Source organism: Duganella rivi (assembly GCF_009857435.1).
Lineage (GTDB): Bacteria > Pseudomonadota > Gammaproteobacteria > Burkholderiales > Burkholderiaceae_D > Rugamonas > Rugamonas rivi.
The window spans coordinates 302831-325179 of record NZ_WWCK01000005.1 but is presented as its reverse complement, the minus strand read 5'-3'; the positions used below and the strand labels follow the sequence as shown (position 1 = coordinate 325179).

Sequence of the window (22349 nt, the reverse complement as noted above, 5' to 3'; positions counted from 1 at the left end):
AAGAAACGGAGCAAACGCTATGAGCATTGTGGAAGTTAAAGTCCCGGATATCGGTGATTTCAAGGAAGTTGAGATCATCGAAGTGATGATTAAAGTCGGCGACACCATCAAAGTAGACCAGTCGCTGATTACCGTTGAATCGGACAAGGCCTCGATGGAGATTCCATCGTCGGCTGCCGGTGTGGTGAAAGAAATCAAAGTGAAGGTCGGCGAGAAGGTCGCTATGGGCTCGCTGGTGCTGCTGCTGGAAGGTGACGCCGCAGCTGCCGCCCCAGCTCCTGCAGCCGCACCTGCTGCCGCCGCGCCAGCTCCGGCTGCCGCTGCTGCACCTGCGCCGGCTCCTGTTGCAGCGCCGGCCGCTGCCGCCGGCCCGGTCGACGTCAAAGTACCGGACATCGGCGACTTCAAAGAAGTTGAAGTCATCGAAGTGATGGTCAAAGTTGGCGACACCATCAAGGTCGATCAATCGCTGCTGACCGTTGAATCGGACAAAGCTTCGATGGAAATCCCATCGTCGCACGCCGGCGTGGTCAAGGAAGTGAAAGTCAAAGTTGGCGACAAAGTTGCCATGGGCTCGATCGTGTTCGTTGTAGACGCAGTTGGTGGCCCAGCCGCCGCACCAGCACCTGCTGCAGCCGCTCCGGCGCCTGCCGCTGCTGCCCCGGCTGCCGCGCCAGCACCTGCACCAGCCGCCGCGCCAGCCGCCGCAGCACCAGCCTCCCAAGGCTCGGTCCAAACCGGCAAACTGGCCCACGCATCGCCATCGATCCGCAAGTTCGCTCGCGAACTGGGCGTGGATCTGATCAAAGTGCCAGGCTCCGGCCCTAAAGGCCGCATCACCCAGATCGACATCCAGAACTACGTTAAAGGCGTGATCGCCGGCACCGTGGCTGCACCGTCGGGCGCTGCTGGTGGTTCGGTTGGTGGCGGTGGTAACTTCAGCGTGCTGCCATGGCCGTCGCTGGACTTCAGCAAATTCGGCGAAACCGAACTGCTGCCGCTGTCGCGCATCAAGAAGATCTCCGGCCCTAACCTGCACCGCAACTGGGTACAGATCCCGCACGTCACGCAGTTCGACGACGCCGACATCACCGACCTGGAAGCCTTCCGCGTTGAGTCGAACAACGCCAATGCCAAGAACAAGGACGCCACCAAGCTCACCATGCTGGCATTCGTGATCAAGGCATCGGTCGCCGCGCTGAAGAAATTCCCGACCTTCAATTCGTCGCTGGACGAAAAAGGCGAGAACCTGATTCTGAAGAAGTACTACAACATCGGCTTCGCTGCCGATACGCCTAACGGCCTGGTCGTCCCAGTGATCAAAAACGCCGACCAGAAATCGGTCACGCAGATCGCCAAAGAGATGACCGAACTGTCGGCCCAAGCGCGCGAAGGCAAGCTGAAACCGACCGACATGCAAGGCGCGACCTTCACCATCTCGTCGCTGGGCGGTATCGGCGGCACGCACTTCACGCCGATCGTGAATGCGCCGGAAGTGGCGATTCTTGGTCTGTCCAAGGCGTCGATCAAGCCGGTGTGGGATGGCAAGGCATTCCAGCCACGCCTGATGATGGGCACCTCGCTGTCCTACGACCACCGCGTGGTCGATGGCGCGATGGGCGCGCGCTTCTCCGTGTATCTGAGCGAAGTGCTCGGCGACATGCGTAAAATTCTGCTGTAAGGAGCCACCATGAGCACAGAAGTAAAAGTGCCGAATATCGGCGACTTCGCAGAGGTAGAAATCATCGAGGTGATGGTGAAAGTTGGCGACGCCGTTAAGGTGGATCAGTCGCTGATTACCGTTGAATCGGACAAGGCCAGCATGGAAGTGCCTTCGTCGCACGCAGGCGTGGTGAAAGAACTGCGCGTGAAAGTGGGCGACAAGGTTAAAGAAGGTTCGGTCATGCTGGTGGTGGAAGCTTCGGCTGGTGCCGAAGCTCCTGCTCCTGCCGCAGCGCCGGCTCCTGCACCGGCTGCTGCCGTTGCGGCTCCAGCACCGGCAGCAGCTCCTGCCGCACCAATCACCGCACCAGCCGGTAGCAGCTACACCGGTCAAGTCGACATCGACTGCGACATGATGGTGCTGGGCTCAGGCCCTGGCGGCTACTCGGCTGCGTTCCGTTCGTCGGATCTGGGCCTGAACACCGTGCTGGTCGAGCGCTACGACGTGCTGGGCGGCGTGTGCCTGAACGTGGGTTGCATCCCATCGAAAGCGCTGCTGCACGTGGCAGCCTTGATCGACGAAACCTCGCACATGGCCAAGACTGGCGTGACCTTCGCCAAGCCGACCGTCGACATCGACCAGTTGCGCAAGCACAAGGAAGGCGTCATCAAGAACATGACCAACGGCCTGACCGGCATGGCCAAGGCCCGCAAGACGCAAGTTGTCACCGGCGTCGGCCAGTTCCTGAGCGCTAACCACATCGAAGTCACCGCGAACGACGGCACCAAGAAAGTGGTGCAGTTCAAGCAAGCGATCATCGCTGCCGGTTCGTCGGTGGTGAAGCTGCCGTTCGTGCCGGAAGATCCACGCATCGTCGATTCGACCGGCGCGCTGGAACTGCGCCAGATCCCAAAACGCATGCTGGTCATCGGCGGCGGCATCATCGGCCTGGAAATGGCGACCGTGTACTCGACCTTGGGTGCGCGCATCGACGTGGTCGAAATGATGGACGGCTTGATGCAGGGCGCTGACCGCGATGCAGTCAAAGTCTGGCAGAAGTACAACGAAGCGCGCTTCGACAACATCATGACCAAGACCAAGACGGTGGCCGTTGAAGCGCTGCCGGAAGGTATCAAGGTCACCTTCGAAGCTGCGGAAGCCGGAGCAACCGCGCCTGCGCCGCAAGTCTACGACATGGTGCTGGTGGCCGTGGGCCGTAGCCCGAACGGCAAGAAGATCGCTGCTGACAAGGCAGGTGTAGTGGTGACTGATCGCGGCTTCATCCCGGTCGATAGCCAGATGCGCACCAACGTGCCGAACATCTTCGCCATCGGCGACCTGGTGGGCCAGCCTATGCTGGCACACAAGGCGGTGCACGAAGGCCACGTAGCTGCGGAAGCGGCAGCGGGCCAGAAGTCGCACTTCGATGTGAAGGTGATTCCATCGGTCGCTTACACCGATCCGGAAGTGGCGTGGGTCGGCATTACCGAAGACGAAGCGAAAGCCAAGGGCATCAAGATCGAGAAGGGTCACTTCCCTTGGGCCGCCAGTGGCCGCGCTGTGGCCAATGGCCGCGCCGAAGGCTTCACCAAGCTGCTGTTCGACGCTGAAACCCACCGCATCATCGGCGGCACCATGGTCGGCACGCACGCTGGCGACATGATCGGCGAAATCGCGTTGGCAATCGAAATGGGCGCTGACGGCACTGACATCGGCAAAACCATCCACCCGCACCCAACGCTGGGCGAGTCGATCGGTATGGCCGCTGAAGTGTACGAAGGCGTCTGCACCGACCTGCCGCCACCGCGCAAGCGCTAGGAAAGCAGTATCATTGAAAGCCGGGACTTGTTCCCGGCTTTTTTCATTTGGGAGACGTGCATGGCCGCGAATGCGGAATTTGTCAGCTACATCAAAGAACAGCTTGCGCCGCTTGGCTTCCTGAGTTCCGGGCGATTCTTTGGCGGCCACGCGATCAGCTATCATGGACAGCAATTCGCGTGGGTGATTGGCAGTACCCTCTACCTGCGCGTCAACGACAGCAGCCGCCCGCAGTTTGAGGCCGCAGGTTCGCACCCTTTCACTTACACCACCAAGAAGGGCGAAATCACCGTCCGAAAATTCTATACCGCGCCGGAGTTCCTGCTCGACGATCCCGAACAATTGCTGTCATGGTCACGCCTCGCTATCGAGGCGGCCGCTTCATAACGTGCGCCGGCGGCGGGCGAGGACGGCGGCGGTTAGGCCAGCCAGGAACATGGCGTAGGTGGCTGGTTCGGGGACAGCGCTGACGGTGGTCAGATCGTTAAAGCGGAACCAGTAGAGAGGTTGCTGGCTTTCGAAGCCGTAGCCTGAGTCGACTGAGATATGTGCATTCGCCATCGGGAAGTTCGCATAGTTCCACCAACTGTTGCTGGGCTGCTCGGAGATCAGGTGGTAGGTCTGTCCAGCGGTCAGCGCCCAGTCGGCGTTAATGGTCACCACGCCTGCATTGCCTGCGCTGAAGTTCATTGTATGCAGCACGTTGTTGCTGCTGTCGGTCAGCGAGATCACATCGGCCCCACCGATGTTGGCGAAGCTGAAGCTTTGCAGGACGACGCTCTGAATCGCGGTAATTTGCAAGCCCGTATCAGGCCAACCGATGTTCTCATTGACTAGCTCGGGGCCGGTCAGGACAAGCGTGTCAGCATGTGCCGCCGGATTGAGGGCGAACAAAGCTAGCGCCAGCGCTGCTGGCAGCGTTTTCATCGATTTCATGGAGTATCCCCTGTGGCTGTATTGTTGTTCTTAACGCCGGCGCGCGCACCGGTCACCGATCAGTATAGATTGCATTTTGATAGTTGAAATGTCTTTTAGGCAAACTCTATCCTGAGTTTCTCCACCATGAAATCAATAAAGGCGCGGACGCGCAAGGGGAGGTGGCGCTGGCTGCTGAAAATGATGTTGATGTCTTCGACGTCGCCAGCGTTGTAGTTGGCCAGCAGTTCTACCAATCGTCCCGCTTTGATGTCTTCATAGACGTGGAACATGCCAAGGCGGCTGACGCCCAGACCATCCAGTGTTAACTGGCGCATGGTCTCGCCGTTATTGGTCATGATGCCGCCGCTTACTGTCAGCTGCGTCGTGTGCCCGTTGATGATAAACGGCCACTCATCGAGCGAGCGGCGGAAGTTGAAGTTCAGGCAGTGATGCCGGACCAGATCGTCTGGGACAACCGGCGTTCCATGGCGCTGCAGATAGGATGGTGCGGCGACCACCACCCGCCGGCTGCGTCCAAGGCTACGTGCGCGAAAGCTTCCATCGTTCAGTGGCCCCATTCGTATCGCAACGTCGACGCTTTCGCGCTGAAGATCGATGCGGGTATCGCTTAAGGAGATATCCACCGCGATCTCTGGATAGCGCTGGGCAAACTCCGGTAGTAGCGGCACTACGTAATGTGTACCGAAAGGCAGCGATACATTGACCCGTAGTAGTCCGCGTATTGACGCGGAGCGCTGCGAAACGCCTTGTTCCGCTTCGTCGATATCATCGAGAATCCGCACGCAGCTGTCGTGGAATTCCCGGCCTTCGGCGGTCAGCGACATTTGGCGGGTCGAGCGTTGGAACAGTAGCACGCCCAGTCGTTCCTCCATCCGCGTCACCACTTTGCTGATTGCAGACGGCGACAGGTTGAGCAACTGGGCAGCAGCGGAAAAGCTCCCGGTTTCGACCACCTTCACAAACACGAGCATTTCGCCGCTACGGCTATCCATGGAAAATCCTCAGTAAGAGATATCCGATAATGTATCCCAATCCATCGGCGTAGCGATTAGGCGATGGTCGGCACGGTGCCGCCCTCGGCGCGAATGGCTGCGCCGTTGATGACAGCGGCACGCTCGCTGGCAAGGAAGGCGACCACGTTGGCGACTTCCGACGGCTTAGCCAGGCGATAGATCAGCGATGATGGACGGTTCTCGCTCATGAACTTTCGCTCCGCGTCAGCGTACGCCAGGTCTGGATTGACTGAGGTGATGAAGCCTTTTAGGCTTTCCGTTTCGGTAGGGCCGGGCAGTACCGAGTTGACGGTGACTGCTGTGCCCTTGGTCAGCTCGGCCAAGCTACGGGAGATCGACAATTGGGTGGCCTTGCTGGCGCTGTAGTGCGCCATCGACGCCATCGGCGTCAATGCAACTTCGCTGGAAATGAAAATCACGCGACCATGCCCACGTGCCAGCATGGACTTCATGTACGTACGCGCCAGTCGCACGCCGCTCCAAACGTTGGTGTTGAACATACGCTCCCAGTCTGCATCGCTGGTGTTGAAGAAGTCGCTCAGTGCGTAGGTGCCCATGTTGTTGATCAGGATGTCGATCTGCGGGTATTGGGCGGCCGCCGCCGCCTCGCCACCGGCAATGCTGAGATCCGCGACGAGTGGCAGCGCACGGCCGGCGCCAAAGCGTTCGTTCAGTGCCGCAACCGCTTGCATGACCGTTGCCTCGCTGCGGCCATTGATGATCACGCGCGCGCCATCTTCCAATAGCTGGGCCGCGATGGCGTAGCCGATTCCCGAAGTCGATGCGCTGACCAAGGCGGTCTTACCGTTCAAATTCAATTCCATGATGTTTCCTCGTTAGGTTTCTAAAAACGTTCAGGCATAAGCCAATGTGAGCAAGATATTCCCTAACGATGCAGCTGATAAGCGGGAGCAGAGGAACATGATTTTTGAATTGAATTCACGACTCCATGCGCTAAGCTGAGCATATGCTGAAAGATAGAGATAATCTCTATGCGTTTCATGTTGTAGCGTCCGCGCATCACCCACTCTAATTCAATGATCACCGTTTTGCAGATGGTGAGCGGTTGGTCAGAGTCGATCAGGCGCTGTGCTACAAGACGTTGACGTTTTGCTTCAGCATCATTGCCGTCATAAATGTAGTAGCGAGCGAGGACGTTAGTATCCAGTCCTGTCATCGCTTGAATAGCTCGGCAACATCGAAGTCAGCTGGTACCGGTGGCAGATTGCTTTTGATCATGCCGAAACCACTGAGTGGCTTGGTTTTAGGTTTAGGCAGCTTGGTGCCGATGATGCGCATTTCTAATTGGTAGCCGTTCATCACGCAATGGATTTCGGCGCCTTCGAGGATGCCGTAGAGTTCGCGGATGTCTGCGGGGATGGTGACGCTGCCGTCGCTGTTGACTGTGGTAGAGGCTTCCATGGTGTCCTCCTTTGAGATTTGACCATGGTAGCACTCACTATTGCGGCGGAGTTTGATCTAATCTCGTGATGCCTGCGTCTTTCGGTATCATTGCGGCCCATGAATGAGAGTGTGACTAAGCTTTATCGAAAAATCAGCTGGCGGCTGCTGCCTTTGCTGATGCTGGCCTATTTGGTTGCGTATCTGGATCGCGTCAACATCGGCTACGCCAAGCTGCAGATGCTGTCGGCCTTGCAGTTCAGCGATGCTGTGTATGGACTGGGCGCGGGCATTTTCTTTGTCGGCTACTTTCTGTGCGAGGTGCCGAGTAATCTGCTGTTGGAGAAGATCGGCGCGCGCAAGACCATGTTGCGCATCTTGGTGCTGTGGGGCGCGGTGGCGGCGGGCATGATGCTGGTGCAGACGCCGACGCAGTTCTACATCATGCGCTTTTTGCTCGGCGTATTCGAGGCGGGCTTCTTTCCCGGCGTGGTGCTGTACCTGACTTACTGGTTCCCGGCCGAGCGGCGTGGCAAGGTGCTGGCGCTGTTCATGACTTCTACCGTTGCGGCGAGTTTGATTGCCGGCCCACTGTGCGGCGCGATTCTGCATTATCTGGACGGCTGGCGTGGACTGGCGGGATGGCAGTGGATGTTCCTGTTGCAGGGCATGCCGGCGCTGGTGCTAGGCGTGGTGTTATTTTTTCACTTGGACGACAAGCCGGAGCAGGCGCGCTGGCTTAGCGACGACGAACGCGAGTTACTGCAAGCGGATATGGCGCGCTCGTCGCCGGATGTAGCCCCGGCCAAGGTCCGTCTGTGGGGGATGCTGCGTTCGCGGGCGGTGTGTGGCTACGCCATGGTCAACTTTCTGATGATAGGCGCGACCTATGCGCTGGTGTTCTGGGTACCGTCGTTGATTCAATCGTGGGGTGTGAAGAATCCGCTGCTGATTGGCCTGTATGCGGCTTTACCTAACTTGGTCGGCATTATCGGTATGCTGCTGATGGCGCGTCACTCGGACAAGCACGGCGAGCGTCGCTGGCATTATGCGGCCAGCGTCGTGATCGCGGTGATCGGCATTGTGGTGACGATTGCGGCGGATGGCGTGTTGGCGCTGTCGCTGATCGGCATGTGCATAGCGACAGTCGGTGTGGCCTCGACCACGCCGCTGCTGATGACGGCGGCCACCGAAGCGCTGCCGCGCTACCAATCGGCGGCGGGCATCGGCATCATTAGCAGTGTGGGGATTTTGGGCGGTGGCGTCAGCGCCGCCTTGACTGGCGTGCTGACGCGCTTTGGGAGCAATGCGCTGCTGTACTTCGTGATTGCGCTGTTCGCGTTGTCGGCGGCGCTAATGCTGGCCGTGTCGCGCCGCAGGGATTAACGCGTCAAGCGATACAGCAGGATCGCGGTGCGGATGGTGGCGCGTTCGATCGACGCTATCTCCAAGTCCTCATCCGGCGAGTGAGCGCCGTTGCCGGTGGCGCCCAGACCATCCAGGCTATCCAACAGCGGCGCGACGAATTGCACGTCGCCTGCGCCGCGCTGGCCCGGCGGCAGGGCAGGGATTTCGCCCAAGCCTGCGTCCTTGCTGGCTTGCGAGTACACCTTCAGCACCGCCAGATTGCCGGGCGTTGGCGACATCGGCGGATACGCGTCGTGGAAGGTGATGCTGGCGCTGGTGCCCGGCAGATTCTGCGCAACGATGGCTTTCATTTTCGCGTGCGCGCGGTCGCGCTGTTCGTAGCTCAGGTAGCGCAGATCGCCTTCCACCGTCGCGGTGCGTGAAATCACATTGCTCTTGCCCGCAACTTGCCCAACCGTCCCAAGCGCGTTGGTGGTGGCCTCGGTGCCGCCGATAATCAGCCCAGGGCTGAAGGTCAGATCAGGCTCGATCACCTGCTGGCGGAAGCCATCCACAATGCGCGCAGCTTCGTAGATTGCACCGTAGCCTGCGTTCTCGGTGAAAATGCCGCTGGAGTGGCCCTGCTTGCCGTTCACCTTCAACTCCCACGACGACGAAGCGCGGCGGCCGATGGTGCCGGTGTCCTTGCCATCCTTGTTGCGCACCGTAGCCTCGAAGGCGAGGGCGATGTCGCTGCGCTTGGCGGCGTTCACCATATCGGCGCGCGAGACTTCAATTGGATCACCGGCGTTTTCTTCATCGCCGCTAAACACCACCGTGATGCTGGTGTTATCGAGCGCACCGATGCGATGCAAGGCGCGCAGCGCTTCGATGATAATCACGTCGCCGCCCTTCATATCGTTGACGCCTTGTCCGCGCACGCGATCACCGTTGCGTTGCCATAGCTGCACCGCGCTATCTTTTTCAAACACCGTATCGAGATGGCCGATCAGCAATAGGCGCTTGCCTTGCTTGCCCTCGCGCGTAGCGATTAAGTGGCCGGCGCGCTGCATGGCGGCCGGCATCTCAGACCATCGAGTCGTAAAGCCCAGCGCCGAGAACTGCTCGCCAAACAGCTTGCCGACCGCGCGCACACCGTCGTGATTCATGGTGCCGCTGTTGATATTGACCGAGCGTTCCAGCAGCTCCAGGCCCTGCGCCGAATGCGCCTTCACCTCAGCGACGATTTTCTGCTCGGTGGGCGAGAGCCCCTCGGCATGCACGGCACTACACATCAAGGCCAGCACTGCAAACGCGAACGGTTTCAACTTCATGCGACATTCCTCCGGTGGATGGTATGCCGCCGATTGTAGCTTACCCCTGCGCTGATGCGGGCAGGCCGAACACGTGGTCGAAGGCGAGGCTGAACAAATAGGTGTAGACCATGAAGAACAGCAGCAGGCCGATGTCCAGCACCAGTGCTTCCCACAGCGTGATCTTGAGCCACCATGCGAACAGCGGCACCAGCACCAGCACCAAGCCGCCTTCAAAGCCGATGGCGTGGACGGCGCGGCGTTTCCAGTTGCGGCCGCGCGTCACCTGGCGCGCTTCCCAGGCTTCAAACAGCAAGTTGAAGACGAAGTTCCAAACGATGGCGATCAGCGACGAGGCCACGCCCGCCGCGCCGGCATGGCCCGCGTCATGGCCGCTGAGAATGAGGATGCCGCTGGTCAGGCAGACCGCAATCAGCTCGAACAGGGTGACGTAGACGACTTTGCGTTTCAGGCCTTGCATGGGAATTTCCTTTCTTAACAACGGACTGCATGATATGGAAGTTTTACTGAACGCAAAAGTCAGCAGCTTTCAGTTTTTCTGATAGCATGGTCTACATGGCTTTCTCATCCGATAACATTGCGATTTTTCTGGCGGTGCTCGATCATGGCTCCTTCTCGGCGGCTGCGCGGGCGCTGGGGCGGGTGCCGTCGGCGGTCAGCATGGCGATTGCCCAATTGGAGGCGGAGCTGGATCTAACGCTGTTCGTGCGCAGTTCGCGCGAGGTACAGCCGACCGAATCGGCGCGCGCGCTGGAGGCAGAGGCGCGGCAGATGGCCGGCCAGTTGCGCCGCTTGCAGGCGCACGCACTATCGCTGCACCAGGGACTGGAACGCCGCCTGACGCTGGCGATTGCGCCGGAGCTGCTGTCGGCGCCGTGGAGCGATCCGCTGGCGCGGCTGGCGGAGGAATTCCCATCGCTGGAAGTGGAGGTGCTGTCCGCGCCGCAGGACGACGCGCTGCGCATGCTGCACGAAGGCGCGGCGCAACTGGCGCTGATTTACGAGCGCACCCGCGTCGATGACCGCGAGAGTTTCCAGGAACTGGGCAGCGAGGTGCTGGTGCCGGTGATCTCGCCGCGCCACAAGCTGGCGCTGGAGCGCAAGGACGGCGTGCGCCTGGAGGACTTGATCGACCTGCGCCAGATCGCCATCGTCAGCCGCGACATGGAGGAAGCCGACCAGCGCGTGCTCATCTCGCGCAAGCTGTGGCGCACCGATAGCCACTTGGCGACGTTAAGCCTGGTGCGCGCCGGCGTGGGCTGGGCTTATCTGCCGCTGCGCCAAGTAGCGCCGTTGCTAGAGCGCGGCGAGTTGCTGCGCATCGGCTTTGCGCACATGAGCAATGAGCTGCGGTTGTGGGTGGACGTGGTGTGGCTGAATGACCGTCCGCTGGGCCTCGGCGCCAAGCACTTGATCGCGCTGATGCAGGACATCGCCGGATTAGAGGCGCGCCCGCCGCAGAAGTGATAATCTGCTGTCTTTGCACTTGTGAGGATGATTATGCGTTTGTTGAAGATTGCCTTGGTGGTGGCCGGCCTGTGCGCCGCGACCGCGTTTGCCTCGCCTACCGCGCCGCGCAACGGCGCTGAATACACCACCCTGAAGAACCCGCAGCCAGTGCAGGCGCAGGGCAAGAAGGTGGAAGTGATCGAATTCTTCATGTATCACTGCCCGGCGTGCTACGCGCTGGAACCGGCGATGCTGGAATGGGTAAAGAAGCAGGGCGATAACATCAGCTTCCGCCGCATCCACTTGCCGCTGACCGGCGAGAACGATCCTGAAGCGCATATGTTCCTGACGCTGGAAGCAATGAAGCTGGAAGAGCAGCTGCACGCCAAGCTGCTCTACACCTGGCACGTTGAGCGCAAGCGCTTGAAGAGCGATGCAGACAATATCGACTGGGCTGTGAAAGCCGGCATCGATAAAGAAAAATTCACCGCCACCTACAACTCGTTCGCCGTGATGACGCGCTTGAAAGGCGCAGGCCGCGTAGCCGCCACCTATGAGGTCAACAGCACGCCGACCATGATCGTGGGTGGCCGCTACCTGACCAATCCGACCATGGTGGACGCCAGCAATCCGGGCATTCCACGTCCGCAACTGGGCGCTGCTACCTTGCAGGTGCTGGATGCTCTGGTCGTGCAGGCGCGCGGCAAGTAAGTAGGTCTACAAGCGGCATTGGAACAGGTGTGAGACGTGATCCGCGCCTTGCACCTGTACCACCTGCGGCGGCGCCAGCGCGTCGCGGGTGAAGCCGCATTTATCCATCACGCGTTTTGATCCCGCGTTCTGATCCGAAATCCACGCATTGAGAAAATGCAGGCCGTACTGCGCGCGGGCCAACTGCTGCAAGTGCGTCAGCGCGAGGCTGGCCAGTCCCTTGCGTGCTTCGTCATGGGCGATGCGGTAACCGACTTCGCCGCTGCCGGCCACGCGGTCGATGCGGCGCAGATTGGCGCGGCCGATGATGCGCGTGCCATCATCGTTGGTCAGCACGCAGGGATGCAGAATACCGGCGGCGTAGCTATCCAGATAATCCGCGATATGCGCCGCCACACCGGCTTCCGAGTAGAAGGCCGGATCGCGCGCTTCCACATGCTGCTCGAACCATGCGCGGTTGGCTAGTTCAAACGCCAGCAGGCGTTCTACGTCGTCTGCTTGCAGCGTGCGGATGTTCATGGATGGGCCGCCAGGTAGGCCAGCATATGCTGGTTGAATAGGGCGGTTTGCTCCATCTGCGGCAGGTGGCCGGATTGGTCGATCTCGGTGTAGGTGGTTGACGGAATGGCCTTGCGGATGTGCGCTGCTTGCGCCACCGGGATCACCGGATCCTGCTTGCCCCAAATCAGATGCACCGGTGTGCCGGCTTTCGCAATGCTGGCGTAGATGGCGTCGAAGTTTTCACGCGACAGGCTTAAACGCGAGCGATACAGTGCCCGGCCAAAACCGTAGAACTGCATCTGCGGACGATAGCGCTCGGCCCAGCCGGGGAATTGTTCGGGATGCAGGAAGTCGCTGGCCTGGTTGTCGGCCATGGTCGGCACGGCCTGTGTCTGGAACAGGTAGGGGCCGAGCCATGGCGTGGCGAACTGCCACGTCACCGTCGGCGCGCTATTGGATGGATCGACCAGGCTCAAGGTGCGCACGCGCTGCGGATGCGTGGACGCGTAGTGCGCGCTGACGTAGCCGCCGAACGACAGCCCGAATAAATCAATCTTGCCTTCGACTTTGAGCGCCTTGAGCAAATCATCGAGCTGGCGGTCGTAGAATGCGCCGTCGTAAGCGGCGTCGGGCCGGTCGGACATGCCGCGTCCGAACAAGTCGTAGCGGATCACGCGGTAGCCGGCGTCGCGCAAGGCGGCAAAGGTGGGATCCCAAATGTAGGAGGGCACCGAGAAGCCGTGCACCAGCACTGCTACGCGGCCGTCGGCCGGGCCGGCCGCTTCGTAGTAGGTAACGCCGTCGCTTAGCGTGGCGTAGGCGCCCGGTGAGCCGTCATGCTCGCGCACTTCGGTGGTGAGCGCGCGCCGTTCTGGATTGCGATCGTGGTAGTAGCCGGTGAAGCCGGCTATGGCGAGGACGAGGGCAAGCAGGAACCAGCGCATTTTGCTCATGGTGTTTAGCGTTTCACTCCGCGCAGGAATAGATCCAGACCTTCTGCGGCGCGGGCGCGCAGTTCGTCCAGTGGTGGCGCTTCGTCGCGCGGGAACAGCAGGCGCGCCATGTGGTCGCCCATGATGCAGTTGAGGAGGAACACCGGCAGCACTTCCGGCCGGACTTCGCTGCGCAATTGGGCTTTGATGTCCGGGCGGGCAAAGAAGCGGCTCAATTCATCGCGGGTGCGCTGCGGGCCTGCTTGGTAAAAGGTCTCGGCCAGTTCCGGCGTGGTGCGCGCTTCTGCCGCCACCATGCGGTGCAGATTGCAGAAGGTCGGCATCGACACCAGTTCGAGGAAGCGCAGCGAGAAGTCGCCGAGGATCACTTCCATCGGACGCGTATCGGTTTCCATGCTCTCCATGCTGCCGAAGAAGCGCGCGCGGCCATCCGCAATCACGGCGTTCAACAGGCCGGCCTTGCCGCCGAATTTCACGTAGATGGTGCGCACCGCCACGTGGGCTTCGCGCGCGATCATTTCAAGACTGACCTTGCTATAGCCTTTTTCCAGGAATAGGCGGCCTGCCGTGTGGAGCAGGGCCTCGCGGCGGGCTTCCTTGTCGGCAGCGCGCGGGCGGCCGGCGGCCTTGCCACCAAAGCACGGCGAATCGGGAGAGTAGTTGCCATCTGCGCAATCTTGCTCATCCAATGCAGTGGCTTCGGTTAGGTCGGAGGTATTCATTTGGGGTGAATGATAACGAATGCCGGTATGCTAGTCCAAAAAAAAATGAAATGCAATCGTTTCATTTCTTGACTTTGGCATGAAACTGGCGATAATGCTCCTATCTCATTTCATTTCTCTGGAGCTATTCATGTCCACGCAAGAACAAAAACTCAGCGCCGTGCCTCCTGCCCCAGTCGCCGCTCCAGCGGCTCCAGCTCAGCCGCCGAACCGCCGTGTTCTGGTGGTGGCTGCTGTTATCGCGTTGGCCGCCTTGGCCGCTGGCGGCCGCATGTGGTATCGCAGCCATTTCTACGTTGAGACCGAGAATGCCTACGTGGCCGGTCACGTACACCCGGTGTCGACCCGCATCGCCGGCGTGGTGACCAAGGTGCTGATCGACGATAACCAGCTGGTAAAAGAAGGCGATGTGATCGCCGAGCTGGATCCTTTTGATCAAGGCGTGAAAGTAGAGCAGATTCAAGCGCAGATCGCCTCGGCCCAGCAGCAGGTATCGCAGGCCGACGCGCAAATCGCGCAAGTGCAGGCACAAGCCAGCGCCGCCACCGCCCAGGTAGCGCAGTCGGAAGCGCAACTGGTGCGCGCCAAGCAGGACGCCGAGCGTTTCGGCCAGCTGTATAACAGCCAGATGAAAGCCGTGTCGAAAGCGGAACTCGATGCTGCCGTCGCCACCCGCGCCAGCGCCACCGCCGATGTCGCGGCCCGCAAGGACAGCGCTGCCGCCGCCAAGGCGCAAATCGCTTCGGCCAAGTCGGCGCGCGATGTGCTGAATGCGCAGATCTCGGTACTGCAAGTGCAACTGAAGGACGCCAAGCAGCAACTGGCTTACAACAAGATTCTGGCGCCAGTGTCGGGCCGTATCGGCAAGCGCACCATTGAAGTGGGCCAGCGCGTGCAGCCGGGCCAGCAGCTGACCGCCATCGTGCAAGAAAACGTGTGGCTGACTGCTAACTTCAAAGAGACCCAATTGGCGGACATGAAGGTTGGCCAGGAAGTGAAAGTGACCATCGACGCGATTCCAGGCAAAGAACTGATCGGCAAAGTGGACAGCTTCTCGCCAGCATCGGGCGCGCAATTCGCGCTGCTGCCGGCCGATAACGCCACCGGTAACTTCACCAAGATCGTACAGCGCGTGCCGGTCAAGGTGACCTTCAAGCCGGAAGATGTGAAGGCTCTCAGTGGCCGTCTGGTGCCGGGCATGTCGGCGATCGCTGAAGTAGCGATCAACCAGAAAGAAGCTCACTAATCCAAGGAGCCTCTCATGGCTAGTACCACTATCGATACGCCTGGCGGCGGGCAGGTGTTCGTCCCGCCGATGCCGAGCGAGAAGGTGTCCGGCCGCACGTGGCTGGCAGTTGCCGCCGGTATGCTCGGCGCCTTCATGGCGGTGTTGGATATTCAGATCACCAACTCGTCGCTGAAAGATATTCTCGGCACGCTGTCGGCCACGCAGGAAGAGGGCTCGTGGATCGCCACCGCCTACCTGGTGGCAGAGATCATCGTGATTCCGATGACCGGCTTGTTCGTGCGCGTGTTCGGCATGCGCGCCTACATGATGGGCACGACGTCGCTGTTCCTGGTGTTCTCCACGCTGTGCGGCTTCGCCTGGAACCTGCCTAGCATGATCGCCTTCCGCATGCTGCAAGGCTTTACCGGCGGCGCGCTGATTCCAATGGCGATGACGCTGGTGATGGCCAAGCTGCCGCCGTCCAAGCGTGCTACCGGCATGGCCATCTTCGGCCTGACCGCAACGCTGGCGCCTTCGATGGGCCCAACGCTGGGCGGCTACTTGAGCGAGCTGTATGGCTGGCCGTCGATCTTCTACATCAACTGGGTTCCGGGCCTGCTGCTGATTGGCGGCATTGCGGTCGGCCTCGATAAAGAGAAGTCGAATTTGCCGGCGCTGTTCAATGCTGACTGGCTGGGCATCGCGTTCATGGCGATTGGCCTTGGCAGCCTGACCATCTTCCTTGAAGAAGGCAACACCAAGGACTGGTTCGACTCCGCCTTCATCAACACCTTTGCAGCGCTGGCGATTGTGGGCTTACTGGGCTGGGCGGTGACTGGCGCGGTGCGCAAGCAGCCGTTCGTGAATCTGGGCTTGTACGGCCAGCGTAACTTTGCCGCCGCTACCGCGCTGTCGATGGCGATGGGTATGGGCTTGTACGGTTCGGCGTTTATCCTGCCGCTGTTCCTGGCGCAGATTCCGGGCTACTCGCCGATGCAAATTGGTGAAGTGATTATGTGGGCCGGTTTGCCGCAGCTGTTCATCATGCCGTTCGTGGCCAAGCTGTCGTCCAAGATCGATAACCGTATCCTGTGCAGTTTCGGCTTGCTGCTGTTCGGCGGTTCGTGCCTGATGAATGCCTACATGGATGCCACCACCGGCTACGACCAGCTGCTGCTGTCGCAAATCGTGCGGGCACTGGGCCAGCCGTTCGTGATGCTGACGTTGTCGAACTTTGCGATGAACGGCATTCAGCCTAAAGATATGCCATCGGCTTCGAGCCTGATCAACATGACCCGTAACCTGGGCGGTTCGATCGGTATCGCGCTGCTGGCCACCTCGCTGACCAACCGCGAGCACTTCCACTCGGTACGCATCGGCGAATCGGTGACCGGCTTTGCGCTGGCGACGCAGGAGCGCTTGAGCGCACTGACCTCGTCGTTCATCGCCAAGGGTTTCGATAGCGCCACCGCTTCGGATATGGCGTTGAAAGCAGTCGATGGCATCGTGCGCCGCGAAGCGTTTGTGATGGCCTACAACGACGGCTTCTTCCTCGTGGCGATGGTGCTGTTTGCATGTATCGGCGTGCTGTGGTTCTCGGACAAAGTCAAAGCCCCTTCGGGTGGCGGTGGCGGCGGTGCTCACTAACACAAAAAATTAAGAGGTAATCATGTTGAATTCAGCTTTGAAGCGCCTGACGCTCGCTGTTTCCGTAACGCTGGCCGTCACCGGCTGCGCCACTGTCGGCACGGATTTTAAAGCGCCGGCCAATGTGGCCGATGCATCGTTCCGCCACTTGCCGCAAGCCGGCGCCAGCGAGGCACACCTGCCTGCGCAATGGTGGACCGTGTTTAACGACGCGACCTTGAACCGTCTGGAAGAGACGGCGCTGCGCGATAACCCAAGCGTGAAAGCCGCTGCCCAGCGCCTTGTGCAGGCGCTGGAACAAGCCGGCGTGGCGCGTGCCAACGAGCAGCCGCAGTTGAGCGTGAATGCCGGCATTTCGAACTCGCGCACTTCGGCCGAGACCTCGCAAGGTCTGGCGCTGGGCCATCGTTCGATCAAGGGGAATAACTACGCGGTCGGTTCCAGCTTCTCTTATGAAGTAGATCTGCTGGGCCGCGTGCGCCGACTGGTGGAAGCATCGGACGCGCAAGCGCTGGTGGCGGAAGCGGATCGCGACGGCGTACTGCTGGTGTTGTCGTCGCAACTGGCGACCACCTACTGGCAGTTGCGCGGCCTCGACGCCGAAATCGCCATCCTGAAAGGCGCGCTGGATACCCGCCGCGAATCCGAAGAACTGGTGACCGCGCGCTTTGACGCCGGCCTGTCGAATGAGCTGGACGTGTCGCGCGCGCGCATCGAGCGCGCTAACGCGCAAGCGGATCTGCATGAAGTGCAGCGTCAGCGCAATCTGCTGGAACACAGCTTGGCAACTTTGGTTGGCGCTTCGCCGTCGGCTATGCTGACCGCGGCGAATGCCGATGCAGCCTCGCTGCCGCAGCCACCGGCAATTCCGGTCGGCCTGCCAGCGAGCTTGCTGGCGCAGCGCCCAGACTTGGCAGGCAGCGTAGCGACCCTGCGCGCTAACAATGCGCAGATCGGCGTGGCGGAAGGTGCGTTCTATCCTTCGTTCTCGCTGACCGGTAATTTTGGTTTTGCATCCGAGAGCCTGAGCAATCTGGCCAAGGGCGATGCGCGCCAGTTTAGCGTTGGTCCGCTGGCTCTGTCGCTGCCGATCTTTGACGGTGGCCGCAACAAGGCCAATCTTGCTATCGCCAAGGCGCGTTACGAAGAAGCAGTGGCGAATCACCAAACCAAGCTGCTGACCGCACTGCGCGAAGTGGAAGACGCGCTGTCGGACGTGCAGCAGCGCCAGATGCAGGGCGATGCGCAGAAAGCTTCGCAAGTGGCGGCGGCGCGCGGCTATCTGGTAGCGCGTGCACGCTATGAGCGCGGCGTGTCGACTTACCTCGACGTGACCGATGCGCAGCGTAGCGCGCTGGCGGCGGATCGTGCAGCGGTGCAGATCAACACGCAGCGCCTGTTGGCAGCGGTGTCGGTGGCGCGTGCCTTGGGCGCCGGCTGGCAGCCTTCGGCGCAGCTGTCGCAAGTTGCGCAGAACGGCGCCATCAAGGCGCAGTAACCTTTACGCGGTAGAGGCCAGCGGCAGATGTGCCGCTGGTCCAAAGCGTTCCACCATGAAGTCGATGAAGGTGGTGAGCTTGGGCGTGGCGCGACGGTCGCGCGGATAGACCAAGTTCATCGGGCGCGGCACCGGCAGGTGCTCGCTCAATATCGGCAGCAGCCGCCCGGCTGCAATGTCTTGCGCCAGCAGGACTTCTGCCTGCATCACGATCCCAAAATCATTGAGTGCGGCCATGCGCAAGGCTTGGCCGTTGTTGGCGCGGAAGCGGCTCGTTTGCAGCGGGCGCTTGCCGTGTACCGATTGCAATCGCCAGCGCACGCCCACGTCGCCGACCACGAAGTCCAGGCACTCGTGCTGCGCCAGGTCCTCCGGCGTTTGCGGCGTGCCATGCTTTTTCAAATAACCGGGCGAGGCGCAGATCGCCATGGCGTAAGGCCGCAGCGGACGCGCGATCATGCTGGAGTCTTCCGGCGCGCCGATGCGGATGGCGGCGTCGTAGCCTTCCTCCACCAAGTCCACCATGCGGTCGTTCAGGTTCAGATCCACGCTCACCTCGGGATGCTGGCGCAGGTAGTCGGTGATGGCGGGCGCCAGCCACTCGGTGCCGAAGGAAGTGGAGGCGGTGATGCGCAAGCGGCCACGCGGCACGGCGCGCATGGCTTCCGCGCCGCGTTCGGCTTCAGCGATGTGCGCGAGTATGGCGCGGCACTGGTCGGCGTACTGGCTGCCGATTTCGGTCAGGCTTTGGCGGCGCGTGGTGCGCGTTAGCAGGCGCGCGCCGAGCGTGGCTTCCAGCTGGGCGATGTGCTTACCGACCATCACGGGCGAGATGTTGAAGCGCGCGGCGGCGGCGGTGAAGTTACCGGCATCGACCACGGCGACGAAGATTTCCATGCTGCGTAGCTTGTCCATGGATTGCTAACTGTAAGTTTGGAATATTGTTCATGTTAGCTCATTTATTCCTTTGATGAAGGAGAACATACTGATGCTTTCTAACGGAGGGCAGCATGAAAGTGATCGTAATCGGCGCCACTGGCGCAGTAGGCAAAGCAGTTGTTGAAGAATTGGGCCAGCGCCACGAGGTGGTGTCGGTGGGCGCGCGCGGCGGCGAGTACCAGGTGGACTTTGCCGACATCGCGCAGGTACGCGACTTGTTCGCCAAGGTCGGCAAGGTGGATGCGGTGGTGGTCACTGCCGGCAAGCTGCATTTCGCGCCGCTGGCCAGCTTTACGCCGGAGCAGTTCCACGTCGGCTTGAACAGCAAGTTGATGGGGCAGGTGAACGTGGCCCTCGTCGCACAGGAATACCTGAACGACGGCGGCTCGATCACGCTCACTAGTGGCATTGTGGCGGAAGAGCCGATTCGCAACGGCGCCAGCGCCAGCATGGTCAATTCGGCCATCGAGGGCTTTGTGCGCGGCGCGGCGATTGAACTGCCGCGCGGCTTGCGCATCAATGTGGTTAGCCCGACGGTGTTGCAGGAGTCGATGGGCAGCTACGGCCCGTTCTTCGTCGGCTTTGAGCCAGTGGCCGCAGCGCGTGCCGCACTGTCGTATGCGCGCAGCGTCGATGGCGCGCAGACCGGCAAGGTGTATAAGGCGTGGTAAGGTGATTTACAATGTGGCCCTCACTCCACAAGAGGACCACATGAAAAAAATCCTGCTCCCGTTGGCGCTCGCAATTGCGTGCGCCACCGCCTACGCTGCACCGGCCGACGTCAATCAACTCAACAAGATGAGCAAGCGTTACGCGCCGGTCGCGCTGACCGCCGACACCAGCCAGCTCTCGGCCGGCGACAAGAAAGCCATCGCCAAGCTGATTGAAGCGGCCAAGATCATCGACGTGCTGCAATTGCGCCAGCGCTGGTCGGGCAACGAGGCCTTGTGGGCCGCGCTGCAAAAGGACACCACGCCGCTGGGCAAGGCGCGCCTGAACTACTTCTGGCTCAATAAAGGCCCATGGTCGATCCTGGATGACCATCAATCCTTCCTGCCGGCCGAAGTGGGCGGCGTGAAGGTGCCGAACAAGAAGCCGGAAGGCGGCAACTTCTACCCGGAAGGCGCGAGCAAGGCCGAACTGGAAACCTGGATCAACGCCTTGCCGGCCATCGACAAGGAACAAGCGCAGTGGTTCTTCACCACCATCCGTAAAAACAAGGACGGCCAGTTCACCACCGTGAAGTATTCGGAAGAGTACAAGGCCGATCTGGAAATAGCCGCAGCGCTGCTCAAGCAAGCCGCTGCCGATACCGATAACGCCTCGCTGAAAAAATTCCTCGACCTGCGCGCCGATGCTTTCCTCAGCAACGATTATCTGGCCTCCGATTTCGCGTGGATGGATCTGGATTCGCCGGTCGATATCACCATCGGCCCATACGAGACCTATAACGACGAGCTTTTTGGCTACAAGGCTGCGTTTGAAGCCTACGTGAATATCCGCGACCAGAAGGAAACGCAAAAGCTGGACTTCTTCGCCAAGCATATGCAGGAGCTGGAAGACAATCTGCCGCTGGATGCGCAGTACCGCAATCCTAAGGTTGGCGCGCTGGCGCCGATGGTCGTCGTGAACCAAGTTTACGGCGCTGGCGACGGCAATATGGGTGTGCAGACCGCCGCCTACAACCTGCCGAACGATGAGCGCATCATCAGCCAGCGCGGCTCCAAGCGCGTGATGCTGAAGAACGTGCAGCAAGCGAAATTCAAATCGACGCTGACGCCGATCGCCAAGCTGGTGCTGCGTCCTGCCGACCAGAAGGACGTAGACTTCGACTCCTTCTTCACGCACATCCTGGCGCATGAAATCACCCACGGTCTCGGCCCGCACATCACCAGGAACAACGGCCAGGAATCGACGCCGCGCCAGGACTTGAAGGAAGCCTATTCGACCATCGAAGAAGCCAAGGCCGATATCACCGGCTTGTACGCGCTGGCGTACATGATGGACAAGGGCCAGCTGCAAGGCACGCTGGGGCAGGGCGCGGCCGCTGAGCGCAAGCTGTATATCACCTTCCTGGCGTCGGCTTTCCGCACGCTGCATTTCGGCCTGACCGATTCGCACGCGCGCGGCATGGCGATTCAGGTGAACTACCTGCTGGACAAGGGCGGCTTCGTGTCGCACGGCGACGGTACCTTCTCGGTGGACTTCGGCAAGATCAAGCAAGCGGTGATTGATCTGGATCGCGAGTTCCTGACCATTGAAGCTACCGGTGACTATGCGCGCGCCAAGGACATGATGACCAAGTACGTGGTGATCCGCCCGGACGTGCAGAAAGCCTTGGATAAAATGAAATCTGTGCCGAATGACATCCGCCCGGAATTCAAAACCGCCAAGACCTTGTTGAGCAAGTAAGCATTCCAGTTTTTCTACGTAGTAATTTACCTGCTGCCGGGCAATAATTTCTGCCCGGCACATGCTACAGTTTGATCACCATGATCAAGCGCGCCTTCCTCCCCCTGCTGCTGTTGAGTTCCGGTCTCGCCTCCGCTGCCGAGCTGACCGAGGTGGAAGTCCGCTGGCTGAAAGCTGGCTCAGCCGTGCTGGCCTATGCCAAGCAAGAACTCAAGCTGCCACTCGACATCACCGTGCAGCCGCAGGCGCGCGCCAACGACGTGCCGCTGGCGTTGGGCTATGACAACGGCCGCTGCAAGCTGGTGCTGTCCATGCGCGGCAATCCGAATGCCGAAGATATCCTCAATACCGTTCCTGCCGCGCAACGCCCGCTGATGATCGAGGCCATGGTGGCGCATGAGATCGGCCATTGCTGGCGCTACGCGCAAGGCCGCTGGCATGCGGTGCCGTCCGGCTTTGAGGAGCGAAAGCAAACCAGCGCCGCCGAAGAGCTGCGCGACACCCGCCGCGAAGAAGGCTATGCCGACCTCGTCGCACTGGCGTGGATGCAGCAGCGCCATCCTGAAAGCTATGCCACCGTTGCTGCCTGGATGCGGCAAGTGCGCCAGCCGGCGCCGTCCAGCGGCTCGCACAGTACCCTGAACTGGCTGCAACTGGCGCCGACCGGCGATTCCTTCGCTGCCGGGCTACCGCTGTTTGAACAAGCAGATCGCCTGTGGCAGCAAGGCTTGTCGCAGGATCAGTAAATTCTCATCTGTGTACGTTTCCGCACGG

The 22349-nt window shown here is 60.6% G+C and carries 23 protein-coding genes; 12 read left to right on the top strand and 11 right to left on the bottom strand.

Features of this window, described 5'->3' with window-relative positions; translation table 11 throughout:
* The first annotated feature begins 19 nt into the window (after nt 1-19).
* The 3 genes from aceF to GTP45_RS17615 are packed head-to-tail and all read left to right on the top strand — an operon-like array spanning nt 20 to nt 3868.
* A complete protein-coding gene (aceF, locus tag GTP45_RS17625; RefSeq protein WP_161015186.1) occupies nt 20-1681 on the top strand; it encodes a dihydrolipoyllysine-residue acetyltransferase in 1662 nt (553 codons plus the stop codon).
* A 9-nt stretch (nt 1682-1690) separates the two neighbouring features.
* On the top strand, nt 1691-3481 hold the full coding sequence (gene lpdA, locus GTP45_RS17620) for a dihydrolipoyl dehydrogenase (protein WP_161015185.1): 1791 nt from the start codon (nt 1691-1693) through the stop codon (nt 3479-3481).
* 60 nt (nt 3482-3541) lie between these two features.
* Complete coding sequence (locus GTP45_RS17615; protein WP_161015184.1) at nt 3542-3868, top strand: TfoX/Sxy family protein; 327 nt, start codon at nt 3542-3544, stop codon at nt 3866-3868.
* Here GTP45_RS17615 and GTP45_RS17610 read toward each other — a convergent pair.
* The 5 genes from GTP45_RS17610 to GTP45_RS17590 all read right to left on the bottom strand — a co-directional run bounded on the left by GTP45_RS17610 (nt 3863) and on the right by GTP45_RS17590 (nt 6855).
* Nucleotides 3863-4417, bottom strand: coding sequence for a PEP-CTERM sorting domain-containing protein (locus GTP45_RS17610; protein ID WP_161015183.1), 555 nt, complete (start codon nt 4415-4417; stop codon nt 3863-3865). The two genes, GTP45_RS17615 and GTP45_RS17610, sit on opposite strands and share 6 nt — an antisense overlap.
* A 95-nt stretch (nt 4418-4512) precedes the next feature.
* A complete protein-coding gene (locus GTP45_RS17605) occupies nt 4513-5412 on the bottom strand; it encodes a LysR family transcriptional regulator (protein ID WP_161015182.1) in 900 nt (299 codons plus the stop codon).
* A gap of 56 nt (nt 5413-5468) precedes the next feature.
* Entirely contained in the window at nt 5469-6257 is a 789-nt protein-coding gene (locus GTP45_RS17600) for an SDR family NAD(P)-dependent oxidoreductase (RefSeq protein ID WP_161015181.1), read from the bottom strand.
* Between the two features lie 62 nt (nt 6258-6319).
* Nucleotides 6320-6610 carry a PIN domain-containing protein gene (locus GTP45_RS17595; RefSeq protein WP_161015180.1) on the bottom strand — a complete coding sequence of 97 codons (291 nt, stop codon included), beginning with the start codon at nt 6608-6610 and terminating at the stop codon, nt 6320-6322.
* Nucleotides 6607-6855 carry an AbrB/MazE/SpoVT family DNA-binding domain-containing protein gene (locus GTP45_RS17590; protein ID WP_161015179.1) on the bottom strand — a complete coding sequence of 83 codons (249 nt, stop codon included), beginning with the start codon at nt 6853-6855 and terminating at the stop codon, nt 6607-6609. The genes GTP45_RS17595 and GTP45_RS17590 overlap by 4 nt, the downstream gene beginning before the upstream one ends.
* A 111-nt stretch (nt 6856-6966) precedes the next feature.
* On the opposite strand from GTP45_RS17590, the gene GTP45_RS17585 reads away from it, so the two are divergent.
* Complete coding sequence (locus GTP45_RS17585) at nt 6967-8220, top strand: MFS transporter (protein WP_371874468.1); 1254 nt, start codon at nt 6967-6969, stop codon at nt 8218-8220.
* Here the strand turns inward: GTP45_RS17585 and GTP45_RS17580 are convergent.
* Both GTP45_RS17580 and GTP45_RS17575 read right to left on the bottom strand, forming a co-directional pair.
* A complete protein-coding gene (locus tag GTP45_RS17580) occupies nt 8217-9515 on the bottom strand; it encodes a M20/M25/M40 family metallo-hydrolase (protein WP_161015177.1) in 1299 nt (432 codons plus the stop codon). The two genes, GTP45_RS17585 and GTP45_RS17580, sit on opposite strands and share 4 nt — an antisense overlap.
* A 40-nt stretch (nt 9516-9555) precedes the next feature.
* Nucleotides 9556-9975 carry a PACE efflux transporter gene (locus GTP45_RS17575; protein ID WP_161015176.1) on the bottom strand — a complete coding sequence of 140 codons (420 nt, stop codon included), beginning with the start codon at nt 9973-9975 and terminating at the stop codon, nt 9556-9558.
* 95 nt (nt 9976-10070) lie between these two features.
* Between GTP45_RS17575 and GTP45_RS17570 the strand changes: the two genes are divergently transcribed.
* On the top strand, nt 10071-10982 hold the full coding sequence (locus GTP45_RS17570; RefSeq protein WP_161015175.1) for a LysR family transcriptional regulator: 912 nt from the start codon (nt 10071-10073) through the stop codon (nt 10980-10982).
* Between the two features lie 33 nt (nt 10983-11015).
* Nucleotides 11016-11675 (top strand): thiol:disulfide interchange protein DsbA/DsbL, encoded by a 660-nt coding sequence (locus GTP45_RS17565; protein ID WP_161015174.1) that lies wholly within the window; start codon nt 11016-11018, stop codon nt 11673-11675.
* A 6-nt stretch (nt 11676-11681) separates the two neighbouring features.
* Here the strand turns inward: GTP45_RS17565 and GTP45_RS17560 are convergent, their stop codons facing one another.
* Genes GTP45_RS17560 through GTP45_RS17550 form a run of 3 tightly spaced genes read right to left on the bottom strand, consistent with a single transcriptional unit; the run spans nt 11682 to nt 13851 of the window.
* Nucleotides 11682-12194, bottom strand: coding sequence for a GNAT family N-acetyltransferase (locus tag GTP45_RS17560; RefSeq protein WP_161015173.1), 513 nt, complete (start codon nt 12192-12194; stop codon nt 11682-11684).
* Complete coding sequence (locus tag GTP45_RS17555) at nt 12191-13129, bottom strand: alpha/beta fold hydrolase (RefSeq protein WP_161015172.1); 939 nt, start codon at nt 13127-13129, stop codon at nt 12191-12193. Before GTP45_RS17555 ends, GTP45_RS17560 begins: the two co-directional genes overlap by 4 nt.
* 5 nt (nt 13130-13134) lie before the next feature.
* Nucleotides 13135-13851 carry a TetR/AcrR family transcriptional regulator gene (locus GTP45_RS17550; RefSeq protein ID WP_161015171.1) on the bottom strand — a complete coding sequence of 239 codons (717 nt, stop codon included), beginning with the start codon at nt 13849-13851 and terminating at the stop codon, nt 13135-13137.
* 130 nt (nt 13852-13981) lie between these two features.
* Here GTP45_RS17550 and GTP45_RS17545 point away from each other — a divergent pair, with 130 nt between their 5' ends.
* From GTP45_RS17545 to GTP45_RS17535, 3 genes are read left to right on the top strand one after another with little or no spacing between them, the layout of a single operon-like run.
* On the top strand, nt 13982-15097 hold the full coding sequence (locus tag GTP45_RS17545; protein WP_161015170.1) for an HlyD family secretion protein: 1116 nt from the start codon (nt 13982-13984) through the stop codon (nt 15095-15097).
* A 15-nt stretch (nt 15098-15112) separates the two neighbouring features.
* The gene (locus GTP45_RS17540) at nt 15113-16726 is read left to right on the top strand and encodes a DHA2 family efflux MFS transporter permease subunit (protein ID WP_161015169.1); all 1614 of its coding nucleotides are present in this window, start codon (nt 15113-15115) and stop codon (nt 16724-16726) included.
* Between the two features lie 22 nt (nt 16727-16748).
* Nucleotides 16749-18224: an efflux transporter outer membrane subunit gene (locus tag GTP45_RS17535; protein WP_161015168.1), complete on the top strand. Its 1476-nt coding sequence runs from the start codon at nt 16749-16751 to the stop codon at nt 18222-18224.
* Nucleotides 18225-18227: 3 nt separating this feature from the next.
* On the opposite strand, the gene GTP45_RS17530 is transcribed toward GTP45_RS17535, so the two are convergent.
* Complete coding sequence (locus GTP45_RS17530; protein ID WP_161015167.1) at nt 18228-19139, bottom strand: LysR family transcriptional regulator; 912 nt, start codon at nt 19137-19139, stop codon at nt 18228-18230.
* A gap of 95 nt (nt 19140-19234) precedes the next feature.
* Here GTP45_RS17530 and GTP45_RS17525 point away from each other — a divergent pair, with 95 nt between their 5' ends.
* From GTP45_RS17525 to GTP45_RS17515, 3 genes are all read left to right on the top strand, one after another.
* Entirely contained in the window at nt 19235-19834 is a 600-nt protein-coding gene (locus tag GTP45_RS17525) for a short chain dehydrogenase (RefSeq protein WP_161015166.1), read from the top strand.
* Between the two features lie 40 nt (nt 19835-19874).
* Nucleotides 19875-21575, top strand: a complete 1701-nt coding sequence (locus GTP45_RS17520; protein ID WP_161015165.1) for a DUF8614 domain-containing protein — start codon at nt 19875-19877, stop codon at nt 21573-21575.
* An 80-nt stretch (nt 21576-21655) separates the two neighbouring features.
* Nucleotides 21656-22321 (top strand): hypothetical protein, encoded by a 666-nt coding sequence (locus tag GTP45_RS17515; protein WP_161015164.1) that lies wholly within the window; start codon nt 21656-21658, stop codon nt 22319-22321.
* The last annotated feature ends 28 nt before the right edge of the window (nt 22322-22349 follow it).